The sequence below is a fragment of the Paraburkholderia lebeckiae genome, from assembly GCF_050436325.1.
Taxonomy (GTDB): Bacteria; Pseudomonadota; Gammaproteobacteria; order Burkholderiales; family Burkholderiaceae; genus Paraburkholderia; species Paraburkholderia tuberum.
This window is the reverse complement of the sequence record NZ_JBNDLZ010000003.1, coordinates 518,548-538,224: the sequence shown is the minus strand read 5'-3', so window position 1 is coordinate 538,224 and position 19,677 is coordinate 518,548. Positions and strand designations below refer to the sequence as shown.

Below are 19,677 nucleotides of genomic sequence, written 5' to 3'. Positions count from 1 at the left end.
TGATGAAACCCGCATGCAACAGCCATTTCAACCAACCGACGGATCGCACTTGACTGACGAACAGAGGGGTGGCGCATGCTGAGCGTTCTAGCGAGAATCATCGACATCGCCATGGTCGCGCTCGCCGCGGTGCTGGCGGCGGGCGTGCACAGCGGCAGAGTGGTATGGCTCGACGATATGCAAAGCGTGTCGCTTGCGTTCGGCTGCCTGCTCGTGGTGGTGTTCTTCCCGGCGCTCGGCATCTATCAGTCGTGGCGAGGCAAGCCGCTCTACGATCTGCTGTCGCGCGTCACGGGCGGCTGGCTGATGGTCGAAGTGACCGGCGTGCTGATCAGCTTCAGCGTGCACCGCGCCGACAGCCTGTCGCGGCTGTGGCTCGTCTACTGGGCGCTCGCGTCGATCGTGCTGCTGATCGTCACGAAGGTGATCGTCTATTCGATCCTGCGCGGGCTGCGCCGCGAGGGCTTCAATCAGCGCGCGGTCGCGATCGTCGGCGGCGCGCCGTACGGCCGCTTCCTGATCGAACAGATGCTCGGCCGTCCCGAAGCTGGCTTCAAGCCCGTCGTCGTGTTCGACGAGGACGGCACGATCAATCCTTACGAAGACCCGGACGCGGCGCACGCGGTCGCGGGCGTGCCGGTCGAGCGCGACTATCAGCGCATGATCGAACTGGTACGGCAGCGCGCGATCCGCGAGCTGTGGCTCGCGCTGCCGATCTCGAAGGAGAAGGCGATCCATCGCTTCGTGATGGATCTGCGCAACGACTTCGTGAACATCCGCTTCATCCCCGACGTCGGCAGCCTGACGCTGTTCAATCAGCCGATGGTCGAGCTGCTCGGCGTGCCCGCGATCAATCTGGCCGCCTCGCCGATCACCGATCTGCGCGTGCTGCCCAAACGCGTGTTCGACAGTGTGTTCGCGCTGGGCGCGCTGACCGCGCTCGCGCCGCTGATGCTCGCGATCGCGCTGATGGTGAAGCTCAGCTCGCCGGGACCGGTGTTCTTCCGCCAGCGGCGCAAGGGCATCGACGGCCGCGAGTTCGAGATCTTCAAGTTCCGCTCGATGAAGGTCCACAAGGAAACGGCCGGCAAGATCACCCAGGCGACGCGGCGCGATCCACGCATCACCGCGGTCGGTGCGTTCCTGCGCCGCACCAGCCTCGACGAGCTGCCGCAGTTCATCAATGTGCTGCGCGGCGAGATGTCGGTGGTAGGTCCGCGTCCGCATGCGCTCGAACACGACGACATCTACAAGGATCTGGTGAAGGGCTACATGTACCGCTACCGGATCAAGCCGGGCATTACCGGCTGGGCGCAGATCAACGGTTATCGCGGCGAAACCGATCGCATCGAAAAGATGATGGGCCGCGTAAAGCTCGATCTGTACTACATGCAGCACTGGACCTTCTGGCTCGACATCAAGATCGTCGTGCTGACGCTGTGGAAGGGCTTCGCGGGCAGCAACGCCTATTGAACGCGGGGCGCCGGGCCGCGCCGATGCCACGCATCGCGCGAGCGCATTCCTGAATCAACTTTTTTACCGAGGTGCAATCCATGAACCTGACGATCATCGGTAGCGGCTATGTCGGCCTCGTGACCGGCGCGTGTCTGGCCGACATCGGCCACGACGTGTTCTGTCTCGACGTCGACGCGCGCAAGATCGACGTGCTCAACAACGGCGGCGTGCCGATCCATGAGCCGGGGCTGCAGGAAATCATCGCGCGCAATCGCCGCGCGAAGCGCCTGACGTTCTCCACCGACGTCGAGGCCGCGGTCGCGCACGGCGACATCCAGTTCATCGCGGTCGGCACGCCGGCCGACGAGGACGGTTCCGCCGATCTGCAATACGTGCTCGCGGCGGCGCGCAACATCGGCCGCCATATGAACCGCTTCAAGGTGATTGTCGACAAATCGACGGTGCCGGTCGGCACCGCCTCGCGCGTGCGCGAAGTAGTCGCCGCCGAGCTGGCCGCGCGCGGCGTCGAGCAGATGTTCTCGGTCGTGTCGAATCCGGAGTTCCTGAAGGAGGGCGCGGCCGTCGAAGACTTCACGCGGCCCGATCGCATCGTGCTCGGCTGCGACGAGGACGTGCCCGGCGAAAAGGCGCGCGAACTGATGAAGCGCCTGTATGCGCCGTTCAATCGCAATCGCGAGCGTACGCTGTATATGGACGTGCGTTCGGCCGAATTCACCAAGTACGCGGCCAATGCAATGCTCGCGACGCGCATCTCGTACATGAACGAGCTCGCGAATCTGGCCGATCGCGTCGGCGCGGATATCGAGGCGGTGCGCCGCGGCATCGGTTCCGATCCGCGCATCGGCTATGACTTCCTCTACGCGGGTTGCGGCTATGGCGGTTCCTGTTTTCCGAAGGACGTGCAGGCGCTGATCCGCACCGCGGCCGATCACAACGCGAACCTGCGCATTCTCGAAGCGGTGGAAGCGGTCAACGATGCGCAGAAGCAGATCCTCGCGCAGAAGATCGTCGCGCGTCTCGGCGAGGATCTGTCGGACCGCACGTTCGGCGTCTGGGGTCTCGCATTCAAGCCGAACACCGACGACATGCGCGCGGCGCCGAGCCGCGAGCTGATCGCCGGGCTGCTGGGCCGCGGCGCGCGCGTGAAGGCCTACGACCCGGTCTCGATCGACGAAGCGAAGCGCGTGCTCGCGCTCGATCTGAAGGACGTGCCGCAGCAGCATGCGCGACTTTCGTTCGTGAGTGAAGAGATGGAAGCGGCGAGCGGCGTCGATGCGCTCGTGATCCTGACCGAATGGAAGGTCTTCAAGAGTCCGGATTTCGATGCGCTGAAGCGCATGCTGAAGACGCCGTTGATTTTCGATGGCCGCAATCTGTACGAGCCGGACGTGCTGCTCGAACTCGGCATCGAGTATCACGCGATCGGCCGGCGGCATGCGTTGCGCAATGCGCCCGCGCGTGTCGGCGCGAAAGGTTCGATGCAGGCGGCGGACCTCGCCGCGACGGCAGCCTCCGGCCGCTGAGACCACCGCGATCGCCGCGCGAGAGAGTCCGCCATGTTCGACAACGTTCTGATCGTGTGCCACGCCAACGTGTGCCGCTCGCCCGCCGCCGAGATGCTGTTCAAGGCGAGCCAGGCGCGCGCGCCGCGCTCGGGGGGCGCGCCTATCGCGTTTCATTCGGCGGGCATTCGTGCGGTGAACGGCCACGGCATGGACCCGGTGATGCGGCGCCTGCTCGAAGAGCGCGGCGTCGCGGCCGGCGTTCACCACGCGCGGCGCCTCGAGCGCTCGCTCGTGCGCGCGGCCGATCTCGTGCTGGTGACCGAGCGCGCGCAGGTGAGCGAGGTCGAAGCGCTCGATCCGTCCGCGCGCGGCAAGGTCTATCCGCTCGGCAAGTGGGAAGCCGATTCGGACGTCGCCGATCCGCACGGCGGCGCGGAAGACGAATACAGGGAGAGTCTCGTGCTCATCGAACATCTGGTCATGGGATGGCTGAAAAAAATATGCTGAAGAAACCCCGCATCGAAAACTCATTCGCGAGCTTGCGCACGAAGCTCGCCGCCTCACTTCTGCTGACGTCCTTTCTGTCGGCCTGCGCGACCGCACCGGGCAATTACCTCGACACGTCGCGGCTCAAGGACAACGATCAGGCGCCGAGCGAAACCTATCCGGTCCATCTGATCGACGCGAACCTGATCATGGCGCAGGCGCAAGCCGCCGCCGCGAAAACCCAGCCGTTGCCGCCGTCGGCGCTGTCCGATCCTTCGCTGTACGTGTACCACCTCGCGCCGCAGGACATTCTCGGCATCACCGTGTGGGATCACCCCGAGCTGACCACGCCGCAGGGCAGTACCTTGTCCTCGGGCGGCAATACCACGCAGACGATCGCGGGTGCGTTGCAGCAGCCGTATACGGCCGCGCTGCCGGGCCAGGCCGATCCGTACGGCCAGACCATCGCCGCCGACGGCACGATCTTTTTCCCGTTCGTCGGCCGCATCCAGGCCGCGGGCAAGACCACGACCGAGCTGCGCGATCAGCTCGCCGCGCGCCTCGTGCCATATATCCGCAATCCGCAGGTCGACGTGCGCGTGCTGTCGTATCGCGGCAAGAAGGTGCAGGTCACGGGCGAAGTGAAGCAGCCGGGACCGCTCGCGGTCAGCGACGTGCCGCTGACGCTGGTCGACGCGATCACGCGCTCGGGCGGCACGAACCCGGACGCCGACATCCAGCGCGTGCGACTCACGCGCAACCACAAGCTCTATGTGCTCAATGCCGATCGCATGCTCGATCAGGGCGATACCACGCAGGACGTGATGCTGCAGAACGGCGACGTGGTCAACGTGCCGGACCGCACCGACAGCCGCATCTTCGTGCTGGGCGAAGTGAAGACGCCGATCCAGGTGCCGATCGCGCGCGGCCGCATGACGATCGCCGACGCGCTCACGCAAGGGGGCGGCATCCTCAACACCGACGCCAATCCGCGCCAGATCTACGTGATGCGCGGCATGCGCGAGCATCCGACCACGCCCGAGGTGTTCCGCCTCGACATGACGCAGCCGGACTCGATCATGCTGTCCTCGCAGTTCCAGTTGCAGCCGCTCGACGTCGTGTACGTGGGCACCGCCGCGTCGACCACGTTCAACCGTGTGTTGCAGCAGGTGCTGCCGAGCGTGCAGACGCTGTTCTATCTGAAGCAACTGACGCGCTGAACGTTTGGGCTGTAACGTCCCGCGCCGCTGTTGTCCGGGCGGTGCGGGACGCGCAACGAAAGCAGCAGTACCGCTGACGCGAAAGCCGAAGCCAACGACACGGGATGGAACAGTGAGCAATCAACTCTCTCCACACATGGCTGGTCCAATCAAGACCGAAGAAGAAGACGTCGTCCTCGGACAACTGGTGCAGGTGATCCTCGACGACATCTGGTGGCTGCTCGCGATCACCGCGATCATCGTCGCGATGGCGGTCGCATACTGCTACCTCGCCAGGCCGACTTATTCGGCCGATGCGCACGTGCGCGTCGAGCAGTCCGACAGCATGTCGCAGGCGCTCACGCAAACGCAGACCGGCGCCGCGATCACCAGCGGCTCGACGTCGCTGCCGACCGACGCCGAGATCGAAATCATCAAGAGCCGTGGCGTGGTCGCGCCGGTCGTGCAGCAGCTGAAGCTGAACTTCAGCGTTACGCCGAAGACGATCCCGCTGCTCGGCAGCATCGCCGCGCGCCTCGCGACGCCGGGCCAGCCCGCGCGCGCGTGGCTGGGGCTCACGTCCTACGCATGGGGCGGAGAAAAAGTCGACGTCGATTCGATCGACGTGACGCCGTCGCTCGAAGGCGAGAAGCTGCTGCTGCGCGTGATCGACGCGCAGCACTATGAACTGTTCGCGCCCAACGGCTCGCTGCTGCTGCGCGGCCAGGTCGGGCAGCAGGCGCAGGGCGGGGGCGTGACGATGGTCGTCAACACGCTGATCGCGCGCCCCGGGCAGGAGTTCACCATCGTGCGCTCGAACGATCTCGATGCGATCACCGCGTTCCAGTCGGCGATCACGGTGCAGGAGCAGGGCAAGCAGACCGGCGTGATCCAGATCTCGCTGGAGGACAAGAGTCCCGAGCATGCGGCGCTCGTCGCCAATGCGCTCGCGCAGTCGTATCTGCGCGAGCATGTGTCGAACAAGCAGGCCGACGCGAGCAAGATGCTCGACTTCCTGAAGAGCGAGGAGCCGCGCCTGAAGGCCGACCTCGAACGCGCCGAGGCCGCGCTGACCGCCTATCAACGTCAGTCCGGCTCGATCAACGCGAGCGACGAGGCGAAGGTCTACCTCGAAGGCAGCGTGCAATACGAGCAGCAGATCGCCGCGTTGCGTCTGCAGATGACGCAGCTCGCCGAGCGCTACGGCGACGACCATCCGACGCTCGTCGCGGCGCGTCAGCAGATGGCCGAATTGCAGGCGGAGCGCACCAAATACGCGGACCGTTTCCGCGATCTGCCGGCCACCGAAGTGAAGGCCGTGCAGTTGCAGCGCGACGCGAAGGTCGCTGAAGACATCTACGTGCTGCTGCTCAATCGCGTGCAGGAGCTGTCGGTGCAGAAGGCGGGCACCGGCGGCAACGTCCATATCGTCGACGCCGCCCTGCGCCCCGGCGCGCCGGTCAAGCCAAAGAAGATGCTGATCATCTCCGCGGCCGTAATTCTCGGGCTGATCGCGGGCACCGGTTTCGTGTTCCTGCGCCGCAATCTGTTCAAGGGCATCGACGACCCCGATCACGTCGAGCGCGCGTTCCATCTGCCGGTGTTCGGCCTCGTGCCGCAAAGCGCCGAGCAGGTGCAGCTCGAAAACAGCTATGCACGGGGCGGCGAACGGCTGCGTCCGGTGCTTGCGAACGCGCGGCCGAAGGACGTGACGATCGAAAGTCTGCGCAGCCTGCGCACCGCGATGCAGTTCACGCTGATGGACGCGCGCAACCGCATCGTCATGCTGACGGGGCCGATGGCCGGCGTCGGCAAGAGCTTCCTCAGCGTGAACCTTGCGATGCTGCTCGCGCATTCGGGCAAGCGCGTGCTGCTGATCGACGGCGACATGCGGCGCGGCACGCTCGAACGTCAGGTCGGCGGCATGCAGGAGAACGGCATGTCCGAGTTGCTGAGCGGCCAGATCTCGCTGGAGGAGGCGATTCGCGGTTCGAGCATCGAAGGCCTCAGCTTCATTTCGTGCGGCCGCCGTCCGCCGAATCCCTCCGAGCTGCTGATGTCGCCGCGTCTGCCGCAGTATCTCGACGGCCTCGCGAAACGCTACGACGTGATCCTGATCGACACGCCGCCGGTGCTCGCGGTGACCGATGCGTCGATCATCGGCGCGTATGCGGGCTCGACGTTCTTCGTGATGCGCTCGGGCATGCACAGCGAGCTCGAGCTGGCCGATGCGCTGAAACGCCTGCGCTCGGCGGGCGTCCACGTGCAGGGCGGCATCTTCAACGGCATGCCGGCGCGCTCGCGGGGCGGCTACGACCGCGGCTACGCGGCGACTCAGGCGTACCTGAGCACGTGACGCGGACTCCGCAGCCCAGCACCGACTTCTGCACGACAGGAACAGAGGACATCACGATGAAACTGACGGTACTGGTACCGACTTATCGCCGCCCGGCCGATCTGGCGCGCTGCCTCGCGGCGCTCGAACGGCAATCGCGCGCGCCCGACGAAGTGATCGTGGTCGCGCGCGTCGACGACGACGCGACGCATGCGTGCCTGCGCGATCCGTCCACGGGCGGCCGCCTGCCGCTCGTGATCGCGCCGGTGGACATACCCGGCCAGGTCGCGGCACTGAATCGCGGGCTCGACGCCGCGAGCGGTGAAGTGATTGCGATCACCGACGACGACGCCGCGCCGCGTCGCGACTGGGTCGAGCGCATCGCGGCCGCGTTCGAAGCCGATGCGCGCCTCGGCGCGCTGGGCGGGCGCGACTGGGTGCACGAAAAAGGCCGCGTGCTCGACGGCGAGCGGCCGCTGGTCGGCAAGGTGACCGCGCACGGCAAGATCATCGGCAATCATCATCTGGGTGTCGGTGCGGCGCGCGAGGTCGACATCCTGAAGGGCGCCAACATGAGCTACCGGCGCGAAGCGGTGCGCACGATCCGCTTCGACGCGCGTCTGCGCGGCGCGGGCGCGCAGGTGCACAACGACATGGCGTTCAGCCTCGCGGTGAAAAACGCGGGCTGGAAGCTCGTGTACGACCCGCAGATCGCGGTCGATCATTTCCCGGCCGAGCGTTTCGACGACGACAAACGCGACGCGCAGACGATGGCCGCGCTGCGCAACGCCGCGTTCAACTTCCATCTGATCCTGCGCGACCAGTTGCCGCCGCTGCGCCGGGAAGCCGCGTGGTGGTGGTGGACGCTGGTCGGCACACGGCTTTATCCGGGCCTCACCCATGCGGCGCTCGCTCTGCTGTCGAAGCAGGCGCAGTTGAGGCTGTCGCGCTGGCGCGAGGTTCGCGCAGGCGCCCATGAGGCGCGGCGCGCGCTGTCGAAGAGCGGAGTGTCCGCATGAGCACGAAGGTTCACGTTCATCTCTTTTACGGCGCCGATCCGCGTTTTTATCGCAAGGGCGACGATATCGGCTGCCTGTACGGTTATCACCATGCGCAGTCCGAAGCGTTCGCGCTGACTTATTCGCAGGACGCGCGCGAAAGCCGGCCCGTGCGGCTCGTACGGCGCGCGCTGAAGGCCGCGCTCGGCTTCGATTTCATCCATACGTGGCGCAATCGGGCGGAGATGCTGCGCTCGGACGTGATCTGGACGCATACCGAGCAGGAATGGCTGTCCGCCGCGCTGATGCTGCGGCTGTGCGGGCGCAAGGCGGGGCCGGGCGCGTCGCCGCTGCTGCTCGCGCAAAGCGTGTGGCTGTTCGACAAGTGGCCGTCGTACGGCATCGTGCGCAGCTGGTTGTATCGCAAGCTGATGACGCGGGCGGATCGGCTGACCACGCTCGCGAGCGAAAACGCCGGGTTGTGCCGGGACTATTTTCATCGCGACGCGACGCCGCTGCTGTACGGCCTGAACACGCGGGACTTTCCGGTCACCCCGCCGACGCACTGGACGCCGCGCACGCCGCTGCGCATCGCGGCGATCGGCAACGATCGCGACCGCGACTGGGAGACGCTGATCAAGGCGTTCGGCAGCGATCCGCGCTACACGGTGAAGCTCGCGACGCGGCGGCGCATTCCCGCGTCGCTGCGCGCGTCGAATGTCGAGATCGCGCTGTTTTCCGGCATCAAAAAGCAGCACGAGCTGTACGACTGGGCCGACGTGATCGTCGTGCCGCTGCGGCCGAACTCGCACGCGTCGGGTATCACGGTGATGCTCGAAGCGGCGGCGGTCGGCAAGCCGATGGTCGCGACCGACGTCGGCGCGCTGCGCGACTATTTCCCCGCCGACGAAGCCGCCTACGTGCCGCCGTTCAATCCAGAGGCGCTGCGCGCCGCGGTCGACCGCCTCGCCGCGGCGCCCACCGAGGCACTGCGCCAGGCGCAGGCAGCCGCGGCCGGTCTGCTCGCGCGCGATCTGACCACCCAGCACTACGCGATGCAGCACGTGCGGATCACGCGCGAGATGCTGAGCGCGCGCGGGCAGGCGAGCGCGCACGCCGGCGCGGCCACGCATGCGCAGCCCGCCGCACCCGCGCGCGAATCGCGCGGAGGCCTATAAGCGATGTCGACGATTCCGCGCGCGAACCCGTTGCCGCCGACAGGCGCGGCCAACGCCGCTCCTGCAAAACACGCCGCGAGCGGGCTGCTGTCAGGCGGCCCGCGAGAATGGCTGCCGCCGCTCCTGCTGTGGCTGATCGCCGCGGTGCTGATCGTCGCGCATCAGGGCACGGTGCTCACGCTGGCGTTTCCGGTGCTGGCGATCCTGACGGGCCTGTGGCTCTACTTCAAGAGCCCGGCGCGCTACATCGGCTTCATGTGGTGGCTGTGGTTCCTGAGCCCCGAAGTGCGGCGTCTCGCCGACTGGTCGAAGGGCGCGTTCACGCCGACGAGTTTGATCCAGGTCGCGCCGCTCGCCGTCACGATGATCAGCGGGCTGTCGCTGCTGCGCTACTACCGGCTGCTCGCGCAGCGCCGAGGCTTGCCGGTGCTGCTGATCCTGCTCGGCTTGATCTACGCGTTCCTGATCGGCGTGATGTCGAGCGGCCCGCTCGCGGCCACCTACGACCTCGCGAACTGGCTCTATCCGATCCTGATCGGCTTTCACATCATGGCGCACACGCGCCAGTATCCGCAGTATCGCGACACGATCATCAACACGTTCATCTGGGGGATGCTGGTGATGGGTGGCTACGGCTTGATTCAGTTTTTCATCATGCCGCCGTGGGACGCGCTGTGGATGCTCGGCTCGCAGATGAACTCGCAGGGCGACCCGGTGCCGATGGGCGTACGCGTGTTCAGCACGATGAATTCGTCGGGCCCGTTCGCGTTCGCGATGATGGGCGCGATGGTGTTCGTGATGGCCGCGCAGCATCGCGTGCGCTGGATCGCCGCCGCGCTCGGCTTCTTCTCTTTCGCGCTGAGCCTCGTGCGCTCGACGTGGGGAGGCTGGGTCATCGCGCTCTTGATCCAGCTCGTGAAGTCGAACAACAAGGTGCGCGTGCGCATCGTCGCGAGCGCGGTACTGCTCGCCGGCTTGTGCGTGCCGCTGCTGGCGGTCGGTCCGGTGGCCGAACGGATGCAGGCGCGGCTAAACACGATCGTCAATCTGCACGACGACCAGAGCTACGCGGCGCGTAACGAGTTCTACGCGACCTTCGCGAAGACCGCGTTTACCGACGTCTCGGGCGAGGGCATGGGCGCGACCGGCACCTCGACGAAACTTTCCAACGACGGCGGCCAGCTCGGCCAGTACGGCAACTTCGACAGCGGCGTGATGAACATTCCGTTCGTGCTCGGCTGGCCCGGCACCTTGCTGTACATGTCCGGCATCGTGTGGCTGCTGACGCGCGCGGTGCTCGGCTCGTTCAGGCTGCGCGACGACAAGTTCGTCTCCGCGTGCCTGAGCCTGTGTCTTGCGACCTTCGCGATGCTCGTGTTCACGAACTCGCTGGTCGGCACCGGCGGCCTGCTGCTTTTCATGGGCGCTTTTTCGATTCTTTCCGCGGTTCACCACGAAAAAATGAACCGCGCACGCACGCTATTTCTCCACGGAGGCACGGATTGAGAGTCGCCATTGTCACGCACGTAGTGCGCCATAACGACGGCCAGGGGCGCGTCAACCACGAGATCGCGCGCGCGGCGCTCGACGAGAACATCCGCGTGACGCTGGTCGCGTCGCATGTGGCGCCCGAGCTGCTCGCGCATCCTAACGTGCGCTGGGCGCCGGTGAAGATCGGCCGCTGGTGGCCCACCAATCTGCTGCGCCAGCAGGTGTTCGCGGCGAAGAGCGCACTGTGGCTGCGCGCGCATCGCCGCGACTACGACGTGCTGCACGTGAACGGCTTCATCACCTGGATGCGCGCCGACGTCAATACCTCGCATTTCGTGCATAGCGGCTGGTTCGCGAGCAAGTACTACCCGTTCGGTCTCACGAAGGGCGTGTGGTCCGCGTACCAGTCGGTCTATACGCGCTGCAACGCGTTGCTCGAACGCTGGGCGTACCGGCGCTCGAAGGTGATCACCGCGGTGTCGCAGAAGGTCGCCGACGAAATCCGCGCGATCGGTCTCACGCCGCGCAACCGCGTGGACGTCATCTACAACGGCGTCGACACGCAGGGCTTCGCGGCGGCGAGCGGCGATCGCGCAAAGTTCCGGTTACCAGACGATGTGTTCCTGCTGCTGTTCGTCGGCGATCTGCGCACGCCGCGCAAGAATCTCGGCACCGTGCTCGCCGCGTTGAAGCATCTGCCCGAGCATGTGCAGATCGCGGTGGCCGGTTTTCTGCCGGGCAGCCCGTATCCGGACGAGGCGAAGGCGCTCGGCATCGCGCATCGCGTGCATTTTCTCGGGCTCGTGAAGGAGATGCCGGTGCTGATGCATTCGGTCGACGCGTTCGTGTTCCCGTCGCGCTACGAAGCGATGAGTCTGTCGCTGCTCGAAGCGATGGCGGCGGGGCTGCCCGTCGTGACCGCGCGCACCGCAGGCGGCGCCGAAATCATCACGCCCGAGTGCGGCATCGTGCTGGACGATCCTGACGACCCGCAAGCGCTCGCTGGCGCAGTCGCGCAACTCGCCGGCGACGACAGCGCGCGCCACGCGATGGGCAAAGCCGCGAGCGAACTCGCGACCGGCTTCGGCTGGGCGCGCATGGCCGCGCAATACATCGCGCTGTACCGGCAGCTGGCCGGGCAGCAGGAAAACCGCCGGCGCAGCCAGACGGAAGCGACGGTCGTCGCGCAGAACGATGCGCTGACGCTGAACCATCTCGCCGGACAGAAGAGCGTGGAATGACGGCGCGAAGCGCGCCATCCACGTCCACACATAGCAACTCACCGCAAGCAACACACAGGGGCACACCATCATGACGACTGGCTCAATCAAATCACTGCAGATCGGGATGCACTGGTTTCCCGAACGCGCGGGCGGCCTCGACCGCATGTACTACTCGCTGGTCGGCGCGCTGCCGGGCGCGGGCGTCGCGGTGCGCGGCGTCGTCGCCGGCTCGCCGAAAGTCGCGGCCGATACCGGTGGCGCGATCAACGGCTTCGGCCCCGCCGCGCAATCGCTGCCGCTGCGGCTAATGGCGGCACGCCGCGCGCTACGGCCACGAAATCCGCACGTCGCGGCCCGATGTGATTTCGTCGCACTTCGCGCTCTATACGTTTCCGGGGCTCGACGTGACGCGCGGCATTCCGCAGGTGTCGCATTTTCAGGGACCGTGGGCCGACGAGAGCCACGTCGAAGGCGCCGATTCGTTCGGTCAGCGCGCGAAGCGTTATCTGGAGCAGTCGGTATACGCGCGTTCGTCGCGGTTGATCGTCCTGTCCGACGCGTTCGGCAAGATTCTCACGACGCGCTACGGCATCTCGCCGGAGCGCGTGCGCGTGGTGCCGGGCTGCGTCGATGTCGAGCAGTTCAATCTGCCGATCACGCAGGCCGAGGCGCGTCTGCGTCTGCAATTGCCGCAGGACCGTCCGATCGTGCTGGCGGTGCGACGGCTGGTGCGGCGCATGGGTCTCGAAGATCTGATCGATGCGGTGAAGCTGCTCAAACGCAGCGCGCCCGACGTGCTGCTGCTGATCGCGGGCAAGGGTCGGCTCGAAGGTGAGCTAGAGGCGCGCATCGCCGACGCGGGGCTCGAACACAACGTGAAGCTGCTCGGCTTCGTGCCCGATCAGCATCTGGCGGCGCTGTATCGCGCGGCCAATCTCAGCGTCGTGCCGACCGTCGCGCTGGAAGGCTTCGGGCTCATCACGGTCGAATCGCTTGCGTCGGGCACGCCGGTGCTGGTGACGCCGGTCGGCGGATTGCCCGAGGCGGTGGCGGGATTGTCGCCCGATCTGGTGTTGCCGGAGACCGGCGCGGCTGCGATCGCCGCAGGTCTCGCCGGCGCGCTGAACGGTACGCTGAAGTTGCCCGATGCGGATGCATGCCGCCGCTATGCGCGCGAACGCTTCGATAACGCGGTGATCGCGAAGCGGGTCGCGGCGGTGTATGCCGAAGCGATTGCGGGGAACGTGCTGCATTAAAGCGCAGCGGCAAAGGTTCAATCGAATGAAAAAAGGGCGAGGCTCGGATCACTGCGTTCGGGCCTCGCGTTCATGTCGCCGCAAGACCGGCAAAAAAAATGGGCCATGAATAACGGCACTTTGCTGTTGAACTTGAGCCCGGATCAGCCCTTGGCCGCGATTTTCCGACCTTATTTTTCAAATCCCTGAAACGTGGCGCCCCGCGTCGACTTCGTCACGTTGACGTCACACGTCCGCGACCATAATCCCCGCGCCCGAAAGTACAAAAACACACGGGCGTCCCGCCAAAAAGCGGGGACCTTGTATTTTCAGATCTCGGGGATTCTCAGATGACCATCCGCCACCGCATCACGCTTCTCGTCATTCTGATGCTTGTCGCGCTATCCGCCATCGGGGGATACGCTGTGCTTCAGACCCGCAACAGCGCCGCCAACGTCAGGCAGGTTACCCAGGGCGTCGTGCCGAGCGCGCTCGCGTCGGCAGACCTCGTATCGCAGGTCAAGGACGTGCAGCTCGCGATGATGACGCTCGTCTATGCGCCTGACGCGAACATGGTCTCGCAGGCTCAGGACCTGCTGAAGAGCAAGGAAGCGTCGTTGCAGGCGGCGCTCGACGTGCAGGCGAAGGCCGCGCAAGGTCAGGCCCAAACCGGGCTCGTGAGCCAGGCGCGCGACAGCCTCGCGAATTATTTCAACGCGGTCAACGACACCGCGAAGATGAAGGCCGACGGCAAGAACGAACTCGCGCAGGCCTATCTGTTCGCGAACGTCGCGCAATACCGCGATGAACTCGAAGGCATCGTCGAGACGCTGCGGATCGAAAAGAACCGCCAGAAAGACGCCGCGATCGACGAACTGAACAGCGCGCTCGCGACGACGACGACTGCGATCGGCGCCGCGACCGGCGCGGCCATCGTCGTGCTGTTGCTGATCAGCGCGCTGCTGTATCGGCAGATCACCCGGCCGCTGAGCCGCATGCAGGTGGAGATGAGCGAGATCGCGGCGAGCCAGGACTTCACGCGCCGCGTGCCGGTCGGACGCATGGACGAGATCGGTCATTCGATCGTCGCGTTCAAACGGCATGATCGAGAAGATCCAGCAAAGCTCGCTGCAACTGAAGCAGAAGACCGCCGATATCCAGGCGATGCTGCAAAACATGCAGCAGGGGATTCTGACGGTGGTCGAAGGCGTGGTCGTGCATCCGGAGTACTCCGCGTATCTCGAGGCCATCTTCGAGACGCGCGAGATTGCGGGCCGTCCGTTGCTCGATCTCGTGTTCGGCGGCACCGATATCAACAGCGATGCGCTCTCACAGATCGAAGCGGCGCTGCAGGCATGCATCGGTGAAGACAGCATGAACTTCGAGTTCAATCAGCACCTGCTCGTCAACGAGATCGCGAAGCCGATGGCCGATGGCCGCGTGAAGACGCTCGACCTGAGCTGGTCGGCGATCACCGACGAACACGACGTCGTGCTGCGTTTGATGCTGTGCGTGCGCGACGTGACCGAACTGCGCGCGCTCGCCGCCGAGGCCGGCGAACAGAAGCGCCGGCTGGAAATGATCGGCGAGATTCTCGCGGTGAGTCAGGAGAAGTTCCATCACTTCGTCGAAAGCGCCACGGGCTTCATCAGCGCGAACGAACGGATCATCCGTCAGCATCACGAGCCGAGTCACGAAGCCGTCGCCGAGCTGTTCCGCAACATGCACACCGTCAAGGGCAATGCGCGCACGTACAGCCTTCAGCATCTGACCGGCATCGTCCACGAAACCGAACAGCGCTACGACGCATTGCGCCGCGCTGACAGCAGCGAAGCGTGGGACCAGCAGCTTCTGATCGAGGATCTGCAGCGCGTGAAGGCCGCGCTCGAATCCTACGCGACGATCAACGAAGTGAGCCTCGGCCGCAAGGGGCCGGGCCAGAGCGGCGCGGTGGATCGCTACCTGATGGTCGATCGCGAGTTGATCCAGAAGCAGCTGGATCTGCTCGAAAGCGCCGATCCGGCCGACCGGGAAGCGCTCGTGTCGATGCGCGAATCGTTGCAGCGCGAACTGCGTCTGTTGGGCACCGAATCGATCTACGAAGCGCTCGCGGGCGTGCTCGACTCGCTGCCGTCTCTGGCGGCCGAACTCGGCAAGGAAGCGCCAGTCGTCAGCATCGACAACAACGGCTACCGCGTGCGCAGCGAGGTCAGCCATACGCTGCGCAATGTGTTCACGCACCTGCTGCGCAACTCGGTCGACCACGGCATCGAGCCGGCCGCCGAGCGTGTCGCGAACGGCAAGGACGCGGCCGGCGTCATCGAACTGGAAGTGGGCGTCGACCATCACGCGCTGCAGATCACCATCAGCGACGACGGCCGCGGTCTCGCGCTCGCGAAAATCCGTGCGGCCGCGATCGAACGCGGCTGGATCGACGCCGATGCCGTGCTCAGCGACGAAGCGATTGCCGAGATGATTTTCCGTTCCGGCTTCTCGACCGCGCAGACCGTCAGCGAGATTTCGGGCCGCGGCGTGGGCATGGATGCCGTGCGCGATTTCGTGCGGCGCGAGCATGGCCGCATCGAATTGCATTTCACCGACGATCGTCGCGGCGCGGACTATCGCCGCTTTCAGACCGTCGTGTCGTTCCCCGAGGACTGGGCGGTGGACAGTCTCGACGCGTCCGCCGATGCAGCGCGCGAGCGTGACGCGGACGCGGTAGCAGGCTGACGGCCTGATGGATTGAACGAAGCGATGGGAGCAGGTTGTGCTTGAAAGTTATTTTTTGGCCGCAGGCGTTGGCGGTATTCTCTGCGCACTCGCGACGAGAATTTTTTATCGGCGGAAGCTTCGCGCGGGTGAGCAAGCGCAGCGTGTCGACGCGCTCGCGCGGCAGGCCCTCGAGCAGCAACTCGACGCGGCGGTCCGGCTCGGCGAGCAGGCCGACAGCGAGCGCGCCGCACTGGAGTCGATGCTCGCCGATCTGCGCGCGCAAGCCGAGCAGTGCGCGCACGATCGCGAAGCGTTGCAGGCGTCGCTCGACGCCGCGAGTTCGCGAAGCGACGAGTGGCTGCAGCATGCGACGCGGATCGCGCACGAGGCAGGCCGTCTGAAGACGCTGACCATCACGTTCGAGCGCTGGCACGAGCAGATGATTTCGCTGATGTCGCAGAACCGCGACATGCACAACAAGAACCAGGAGCTGTCGTCGATCGTGCAGCACGTGCTGATCGTTTCGCTGAATGCGTCGATCGAAGCGGCGCGCGCCGGCACCGCGGGTCGCGGCTTTTCGATCGTCGCGGGCGAAGTGCGCTCGCTGGCGTCGCGCTCGCAGGAGTTGTCGAAGAGCTATCGCGAGAGCCTGCATCGCAACGACCTGACGACGGCGGCGACGTTCCAGGACATTCAGGCCGGCGGCAAGATGATCACGGCGTCGCTCGGCGGCGTCGAAGTGCTGGCGACCCAGTTCCAATCCCGGCTCGAGCAGGCCGCAGCGTGATTACCGATCAGGCGAAGCAAAGCATCGCGGACATCTTCTGTCACGCGGCCCGCGCGAGATTGCCCGCGACGCCGGGCGATTCGTGCGAGATCACGGCGGTGCCGAGGTGGGATCGCGATCATCCGGCCGGACCTTGCGCGATGGCGTTGACGATCTCGTCGATCGGCTTTCGGCTGCTGTTCGTGCTGCATTTCGGTAAGGACGACGCGACGCACGCCTACTACGCCAGCGGCGACGCGACGCGGTCGCTGTCGGAAACACTGATGGAACTCGGCAACCTGTGCTGCGGCTACATGAACCAGCAACTGGTCAATCATTTCCCCGATCTTGGCATGTCGACGCCGTATGAATTGAACAGCGCCTGTATCGAGTATCTGGACGAGTTGCGGCCCGATCACGTGTGGGCGTACGAGCTGACGATCGGCGGTGCGGCCCGGCTGGGTGTCACGCTATGTCTATGCGCGCAGGCGCCCCTCGACTTCAAGGCTGAACTCGCCACGGCCGACGAGGCCGAAGGCGAACTCGAACTTTTCTAGCAACACTGCATTCGCAGACTGAAACACGATGAATACCAGCAAGCCCGTCAGCAAGCTGCTCGTGCTCGACGACTGTCCGGCACACGCGCAAGCGCTGAAGCTCTTTTTCGACGAACACAACCTGATCGCACTGAAGGTGCGCGACAGCAACCGCCTCGGCTCGGTACTGGCCACCAATATCGATCTCGGCGGCGTTCTGCTGGCGGATAACTACGGGGGCTCGGTCGAGCAGGCCGCTACGACCGCCGCGCGCATCAATGCCTTGCGCCCCGAACTGCCGGTGATCCTGCGTTCGAGCGGCAACGCGCCGCTCGAACGGCTTCCGAAGCCGTTGACGAACGCGGCATGCGCGCATTTCAATGCCGCCGATCTGACGGCGCTGCGCGAAGCCGTCGATCGGTACATCTTCAGCCTCGACTTCCCGAACGCGCTCGTGCGCGGTATCGCGGAGATCACGGAAGCGCGGCTCGCCACGTTGTTCGACGGCGTCACGGTGCAACGCGACACGCCCAGTATCGTGCGCGATCGAATCATCTTCGGCGAGGTCTTCAGCCTGATTCCGCTCGAAGGCAGCTGGTGTCGCGGCTATATGTTGATGCAGGCCGAAGAGGAGCCGCTGCTCGGCATGATCGATCGCGATCGCGCCGCACGCGAGCCCGGCATGGCCGCGGGGCAACCGGGCTTTCGCGATCTGAACGACGTGCTCGGCGAATTGACCAATCTGATCTGGGGGGCGTTCAAGGACCGCTTCCTCGGTCAGCAGAACGCTCGCGAAGCAAGTCAGGTGCAGGTGCAGGTGCCACTGCTGGTCAATCACAAGCATCGCTACATCTCGTTCGGCTCGGACAATCCGCAGTTGCGGTTTCAATATCGATTGAGCGACGCCGCGAGCGGACAGTCGGTGTCGATCGACCAGCGCTTCGTTTTCAACCTGAGCTGGTCACCCGAAGATTTTTCTGAAAACGCGATGGACGTCGACGATCTCGTCGAGTCCGGTGAACTCGATCTGTTTTGATACGACGCGTCGGTGACGCAAGGGAATGGTTATGGCAAAGATTCTGGTGGTGGACGATTCGAGCACGGTACGCGATGAAGTCGCGGGTTTTCTGGCGAAAAACGGTCTCGACGTCGCGACGGCCATCGACGGCAAGGACGGCCTTGCGAAGCTGAAAACGGATTCGAATATCCGCCTGATCGTCAGCGACGTGAACATGCCGAACATGGACGGCCTGACGATGGTCGAAAAAATCCGCGGCGAACTCGCGAACAAGACCGTCAACGTGATCATGCTGACGACCGAAAGCAGCCCCGCGATGAAGGAGCGCGGCAAGGCCGCCGGCGTGAAGGGCTGGATCGTCAAGCCGTTCAAGGGCGATGCGGTGCTGGAGACGTTCCGGAAACTGGCCGGTTGACGGGGCAGTGTGCGGCGAGCGCCGCCGCACACGGATGCCGTGTTAGAACGTCTCGTGGTGCTCGTTGCGCGCGATGTCCGCCTGCACCATCATCTGGCACAGCTGTTCGAGCGAGGTTTGCGGTTGCCAGCCGAGCGTGTCGCGCGCCTTGTCCGCGCAGCCGATCAGCAGGTCCACTTCGGCCGGCCGATAGAACTTCGGATTGACGCGCACGAGCGTCTTGCCGGTCGCGACGTCGATGCCGGTCTCGCGCTCGTCCTTGCCCGACCATTCCAGCTGATAGCCGGCCGCCGTGAACGCCATGCGCACGAAATCGCGAACCGTTTCGGTGCGGCCGGTCGCGAGCACGAAGGTGTCGGGCGCGTCGGCTTGCAGCATGCGCCACATGCCCTCGACGTATTCGAGTGCGAAGCCCCAGTCGCGCTGCGCGCTCAGGTTGCCGAGTTCGAGCACGTCCTGCTTGCCGAGCTTGATCTTCGCGACCGTGTCGGTGATCTTGCGCGTGACGAATTCGCGGCCGCGTAGCGGCGATTCGTGATTGAACAGAATGCCGCTGCTCGCGAACAGGTCGTACGACTCGCGATAATTGATCGTCGACCAGTGCGCGAACAGCTTCGCAACACCATACGGGCTTCGCGGATAGAACGACGTGCTTTCGCGTTGCGGCACCGCCTGCACGAGGCCGAACATCTCGGAGGTCGACGCCTGATAGAAGCGTGTCTTCGGGCTCAGGGTACGCAGGCCTTCGAGCAGATTCAGCGCCCCGACGCCGGTCACTTCAGCGGTGGTCACCGGCTGGTCGAACGACACGCCGACGAAGCTCTGCGCGGCGAGGTTGTACAGCTCGTCGACCTGCGTGCCGTCGAGCAGGCGCAGCGTCGAGCCGAGGTCGGTGAGGTCGTGTTCGACGAGACGCAGATTCGGATGGTCGAGCACGCCAAGCTCACGCATGCGCCAGAAGTTGACCGAACTCGTGCGCCGGTAGGTGCCGGTCACGTGATAGCCCTTGTCGAGCAGCAGCCGGGTCAGATAGGCGCCGTCCTGTCCGGATACGCCGGTGATGATCGCTTTGCGAGGTTGACTCATAGCTTGCCTTCTAGTTTG

Annotated in this window: 14 protein-coding genes and 2 pseudogenes; 15 read left to right on the top strand and 1 reads right to left on the bottom strand. The window is 65.2% G+C overall.

Annotated features, from left to right (window positions below):
• Positions 1-75: 75 nt before the first annotated feature.
• The 15 genes and pseudogenes from OKW44_RS20395 to OKW44_RS20325 all read left to right on the top strand — a co-directional run bounded on the left by OKW44_RS20395 (position 76) and on the right by OKW44_RS20325 (position 18,573).
• On the top strand, positions 76-1,473 hold the full coding sequence (locus OKW44_RS20395; protein WP_018418033.1) for an undecaprenyl-phosphate glucose phosphotransferase: 1,398 nt from the start codon (positions 76-78) through the stop codon (positions 1,471-1,473).
• Between the two features lie 80 nt (positions 1,474-1,553).
• Positions 1,554-2,999 carry a UDP-glucose dehydrogenase family protein gene (locus OKW44_RS20390; RefSeq protein ID WP_018418032.1) on the top strand — a complete coding sequence of 482 codons (1,446 nt, stop codon included), beginning with the start codon at positions 1,554-1,556 and terminating at the stop codon, positions 2,997-2,999.
• A 33-nt stretch (positions 3,000-3,032) separates the two neighbouring features.
• A complete protein-coding gene (locus tag OKW44_RS20385) occupies positions 3,033-3,488 on the top strand; it encodes an arsenate reductase/protein-tyrosine-phosphatase family protein (RefSeq protein ID WP_018418031.1) in 456 nt (151 codons plus the stop codon).
• Complete coding sequence (locus OKW44_RS20380) at positions 3,482-4,687, top strand: polysaccharide biosynthesis/export family protein (protein WP_018418030.1); 1,206 nt, start codon at positions 3,482-3,484, stop codon at positions 4,685-4,687. Before OKW44_RS20385 ends, OKW44_RS20380 begins: the two co-directional genes overlap by 7 nt.
• A gap of 136 nt (positions 4,688-4,823) precedes the next feature.
• Positions 4,824-7,022 (top strand): polysaccharide biosynthesis tyrosine autokinase, encoded by a 2,199-nt coding sequence (locus OKW44_RS20375; RefSeq protein WP_018418029.1) that lies wholly within the window; start codon positions 4,824-4,826, stop codon positions 7,020-7,022.
• A 56-nt stretch (positions 7,023-7,078) separates the two neighbouring features.
• The gene (locus OKW44_RS20370) at positions 7,079-8,020 is read left to right on the top strand and encodes a glycosyltransferase family 2 protein (protein ID WP_018418028.1); all 942 of its coding nucleotides are present in this window, start codon (positions 7,079-7,081) and stop codon (positions 8,018-8,020) included.
• On the top strand, positions 8,017-9,177 hold the full coding sequence (locus tag OKW44_RS20365; protein ID WP_018418027.1) for a glycosyltransferase family 4 protein: 1,161 nt from the start codon (positions 8,017-8,019) through the stop codon (positions 9,175-9,177). The genes OKW44_RS20370 and OKW44_RS20365 overlap by 4 nt, the downstream gene beginning before the upstream one ends.
• 3 nt (positions 9,178-9,180) lie before the next feature.
• Positions 9,181-10,683 carry a glucose-6-phosphate isomerase gene (locus OKW44_RS20360; RefSeq protein WP_018418026.1) on the top strand — a complete coding sequence of 501 codons (1,503 nt, stop codon included), beginning with the start codon at positions 9,181-9,183 and terminating at the stop codon, positions 10,681-10,683.
• Positions 10,680-11,909, top strand: a complete 1,230-nt coding sequence (locus OKW44_RS20355) for a glycosyltransferase family 4 protein (protein WP_026225383.1) — start codon at positions 10,680-10,682, stop codon at positions 11,907-11,909. Before OKW44_RS20360 ends, OKW44_RS20355 begins: the two co-directional genes overlap by 4 nt.
• Before the next feature lie 70 nt (positions 11,910-11,979).
• Positions 11,980-13,147, top strand: a pseudogene (locus OKW44_RS20350) (glycosyltransferase family 4 protein).
• A gap of 329 nt (positions 13,148-13,476) precedes the next feature.
• Positions 13,477-15,856, top strand: a pseudogene (locus tag OKW44_RS20345) (ATP-binding protein).
• Positions 15,857-15,893: 37 nt separating this feature from the next.
• Positions 15,894-16,625 carry a methyl-accepting chemotaxis protein gene (locus tag OKW44_RS20340; RefSeq protein WP_026225382.1) on the top strand — a complete coding sequence of 244 codons (732 nt, stop codon included), beginning with the start codon at positions 15,894-15,896 and terminating at the stop codon, positions 16,623-16,625.
• Positions 16,622-17,161, top strand: coding sequence for a hypothetical protein (locus OKW44_RS20335; RefSeq protein WP_018418021.1), 540 nt, complete (start codon positions 16,622-16,624; stop codon positions 17,159-17,161). The genes OKW44_RS20340 and OKW44_RS20335 overlap by 4 nt, the downstream gene beginning before the upstream one ends.
• Before the next feature lie 28 nt (positions 17,162-17,189).
• A complete protein-coding gene (locus OKW44_RS20330) occupies positions 17,190-18,176 on the top strand; it encodes a chemotaxis protein CheX (protein WP_018418020.1) in 987 nt (328 codons plus the stop codon).
• Between the two features lie 31 nt (positions 18,177-18,207).
• Positions 18,208-18,573: a response regulator gene (locus OKW44_RS20325; protein WP_018418019.1), complete on the top strand. Its 366-nt coding sequence runs from the start codon at positions 18,208-18,210 to the stop codon at positions 18,571-18,573.
• Positions 18,574-18,615: 42 nt separating this feature from the next.
• On the opposite strand, the gene gmd is transcribed toward OKW44_RS20325, so the two are convergent.
• The gene (gmd, locus tag OKW44_RS20320) at positions 18,616-19,659 is read right to left on the bottom strand and encodes a GDP-mannose 4,6-dehydratase (RefSeq protein WP_018418018.1); all 1,044 of its coding nucleotides are present in this window, start codon (positions 19,657-19,659) and stop codon (positions 18,616-18,618) included.
• Positions 19,660-19,677 lie beyond the last annotated feature (18 nt).

Excerpts from the sequence above, each read along its gene's own strand:
- OKW44_RS20395 (WP_018418033.1), top strand. The coding sequence starts at position 76 with ATGCTGAGCGTTCTAGCGAGAATCATCGACATCGCCATGGTCGCGCTC.
- OKW44_RS20390 (WP_018418032.1), top strand. The coding sequence starts at position 1,554 with ATGAACCTGACGATCATCGGTAGCGGCTATGTCGGCCTCGTGACCGGC.
- OKW44_RS20385 (WP_018418031.1), top strand. The coding sequence starts at position 3,033 with ATGTTCGACAACGTTCTGATCGTGTGCCACGCCAACGTGTGCCGCTCG.
- OKW44_RS20380 (WP_018418030.1), top strand. The coding sequence starts at position 3,482 with ATGCTGAAGAAACCCCGCATCGAAAACTCATTCGCGAGCTTGCGCACG.
- OKW44_RS20375 (WP_018418029.1), top strand. The coding sequence starts at position 4,824 with ATGGCTGGTCCAATCAAGACCGAAGAAGAAGACGTCGTCCTCGGACAA.
- OKW44_RS20370 (WP_018418028.1), top strand. The coding sequence starts at position 7,079 with ATGAAACTGACGGTACTGGTACCGACTTATCGCCGCCCGGCCGATCTG.
- OKW44_RS20365 (WP_018418027.1), top strand. The coding sequence starts at position 8,017 with ATGAGCACGAAGGTTCACGTTCATCTCTTTTACGGCGCCGATCCGCGT.
- OKW44_RS20360 (WP_018418026.1), top strand. The coding sequence starts at position 9,181 with ATGTCGACGATTCCGCGCGCGAACCCGTTGCCGCCGACAGGCGCGGCC.
- OKW44_RS20330 (WP_018418020.1), top strand. The coding sequence starts at position 17,190 with ATGAATACCAGCAAGCCCGTCAGCAAGCTGCTCGTGCTCGACGACTGT.
- OKW44_RS20325 (WP_018418019.1), top strand. The coding sequence starts at position 18,208 with ATGGCAAAGATTCTGGTGGTGGACGATTCGAGCACGGTACGCGATGAA.
- gmd (WP_018418018.1), bottom strand. The coding sequence starts at position 19,659 with ATGAGTCAACCTCGCAAAGCGATCATCACCGGCGTATCCGGACAGGAC.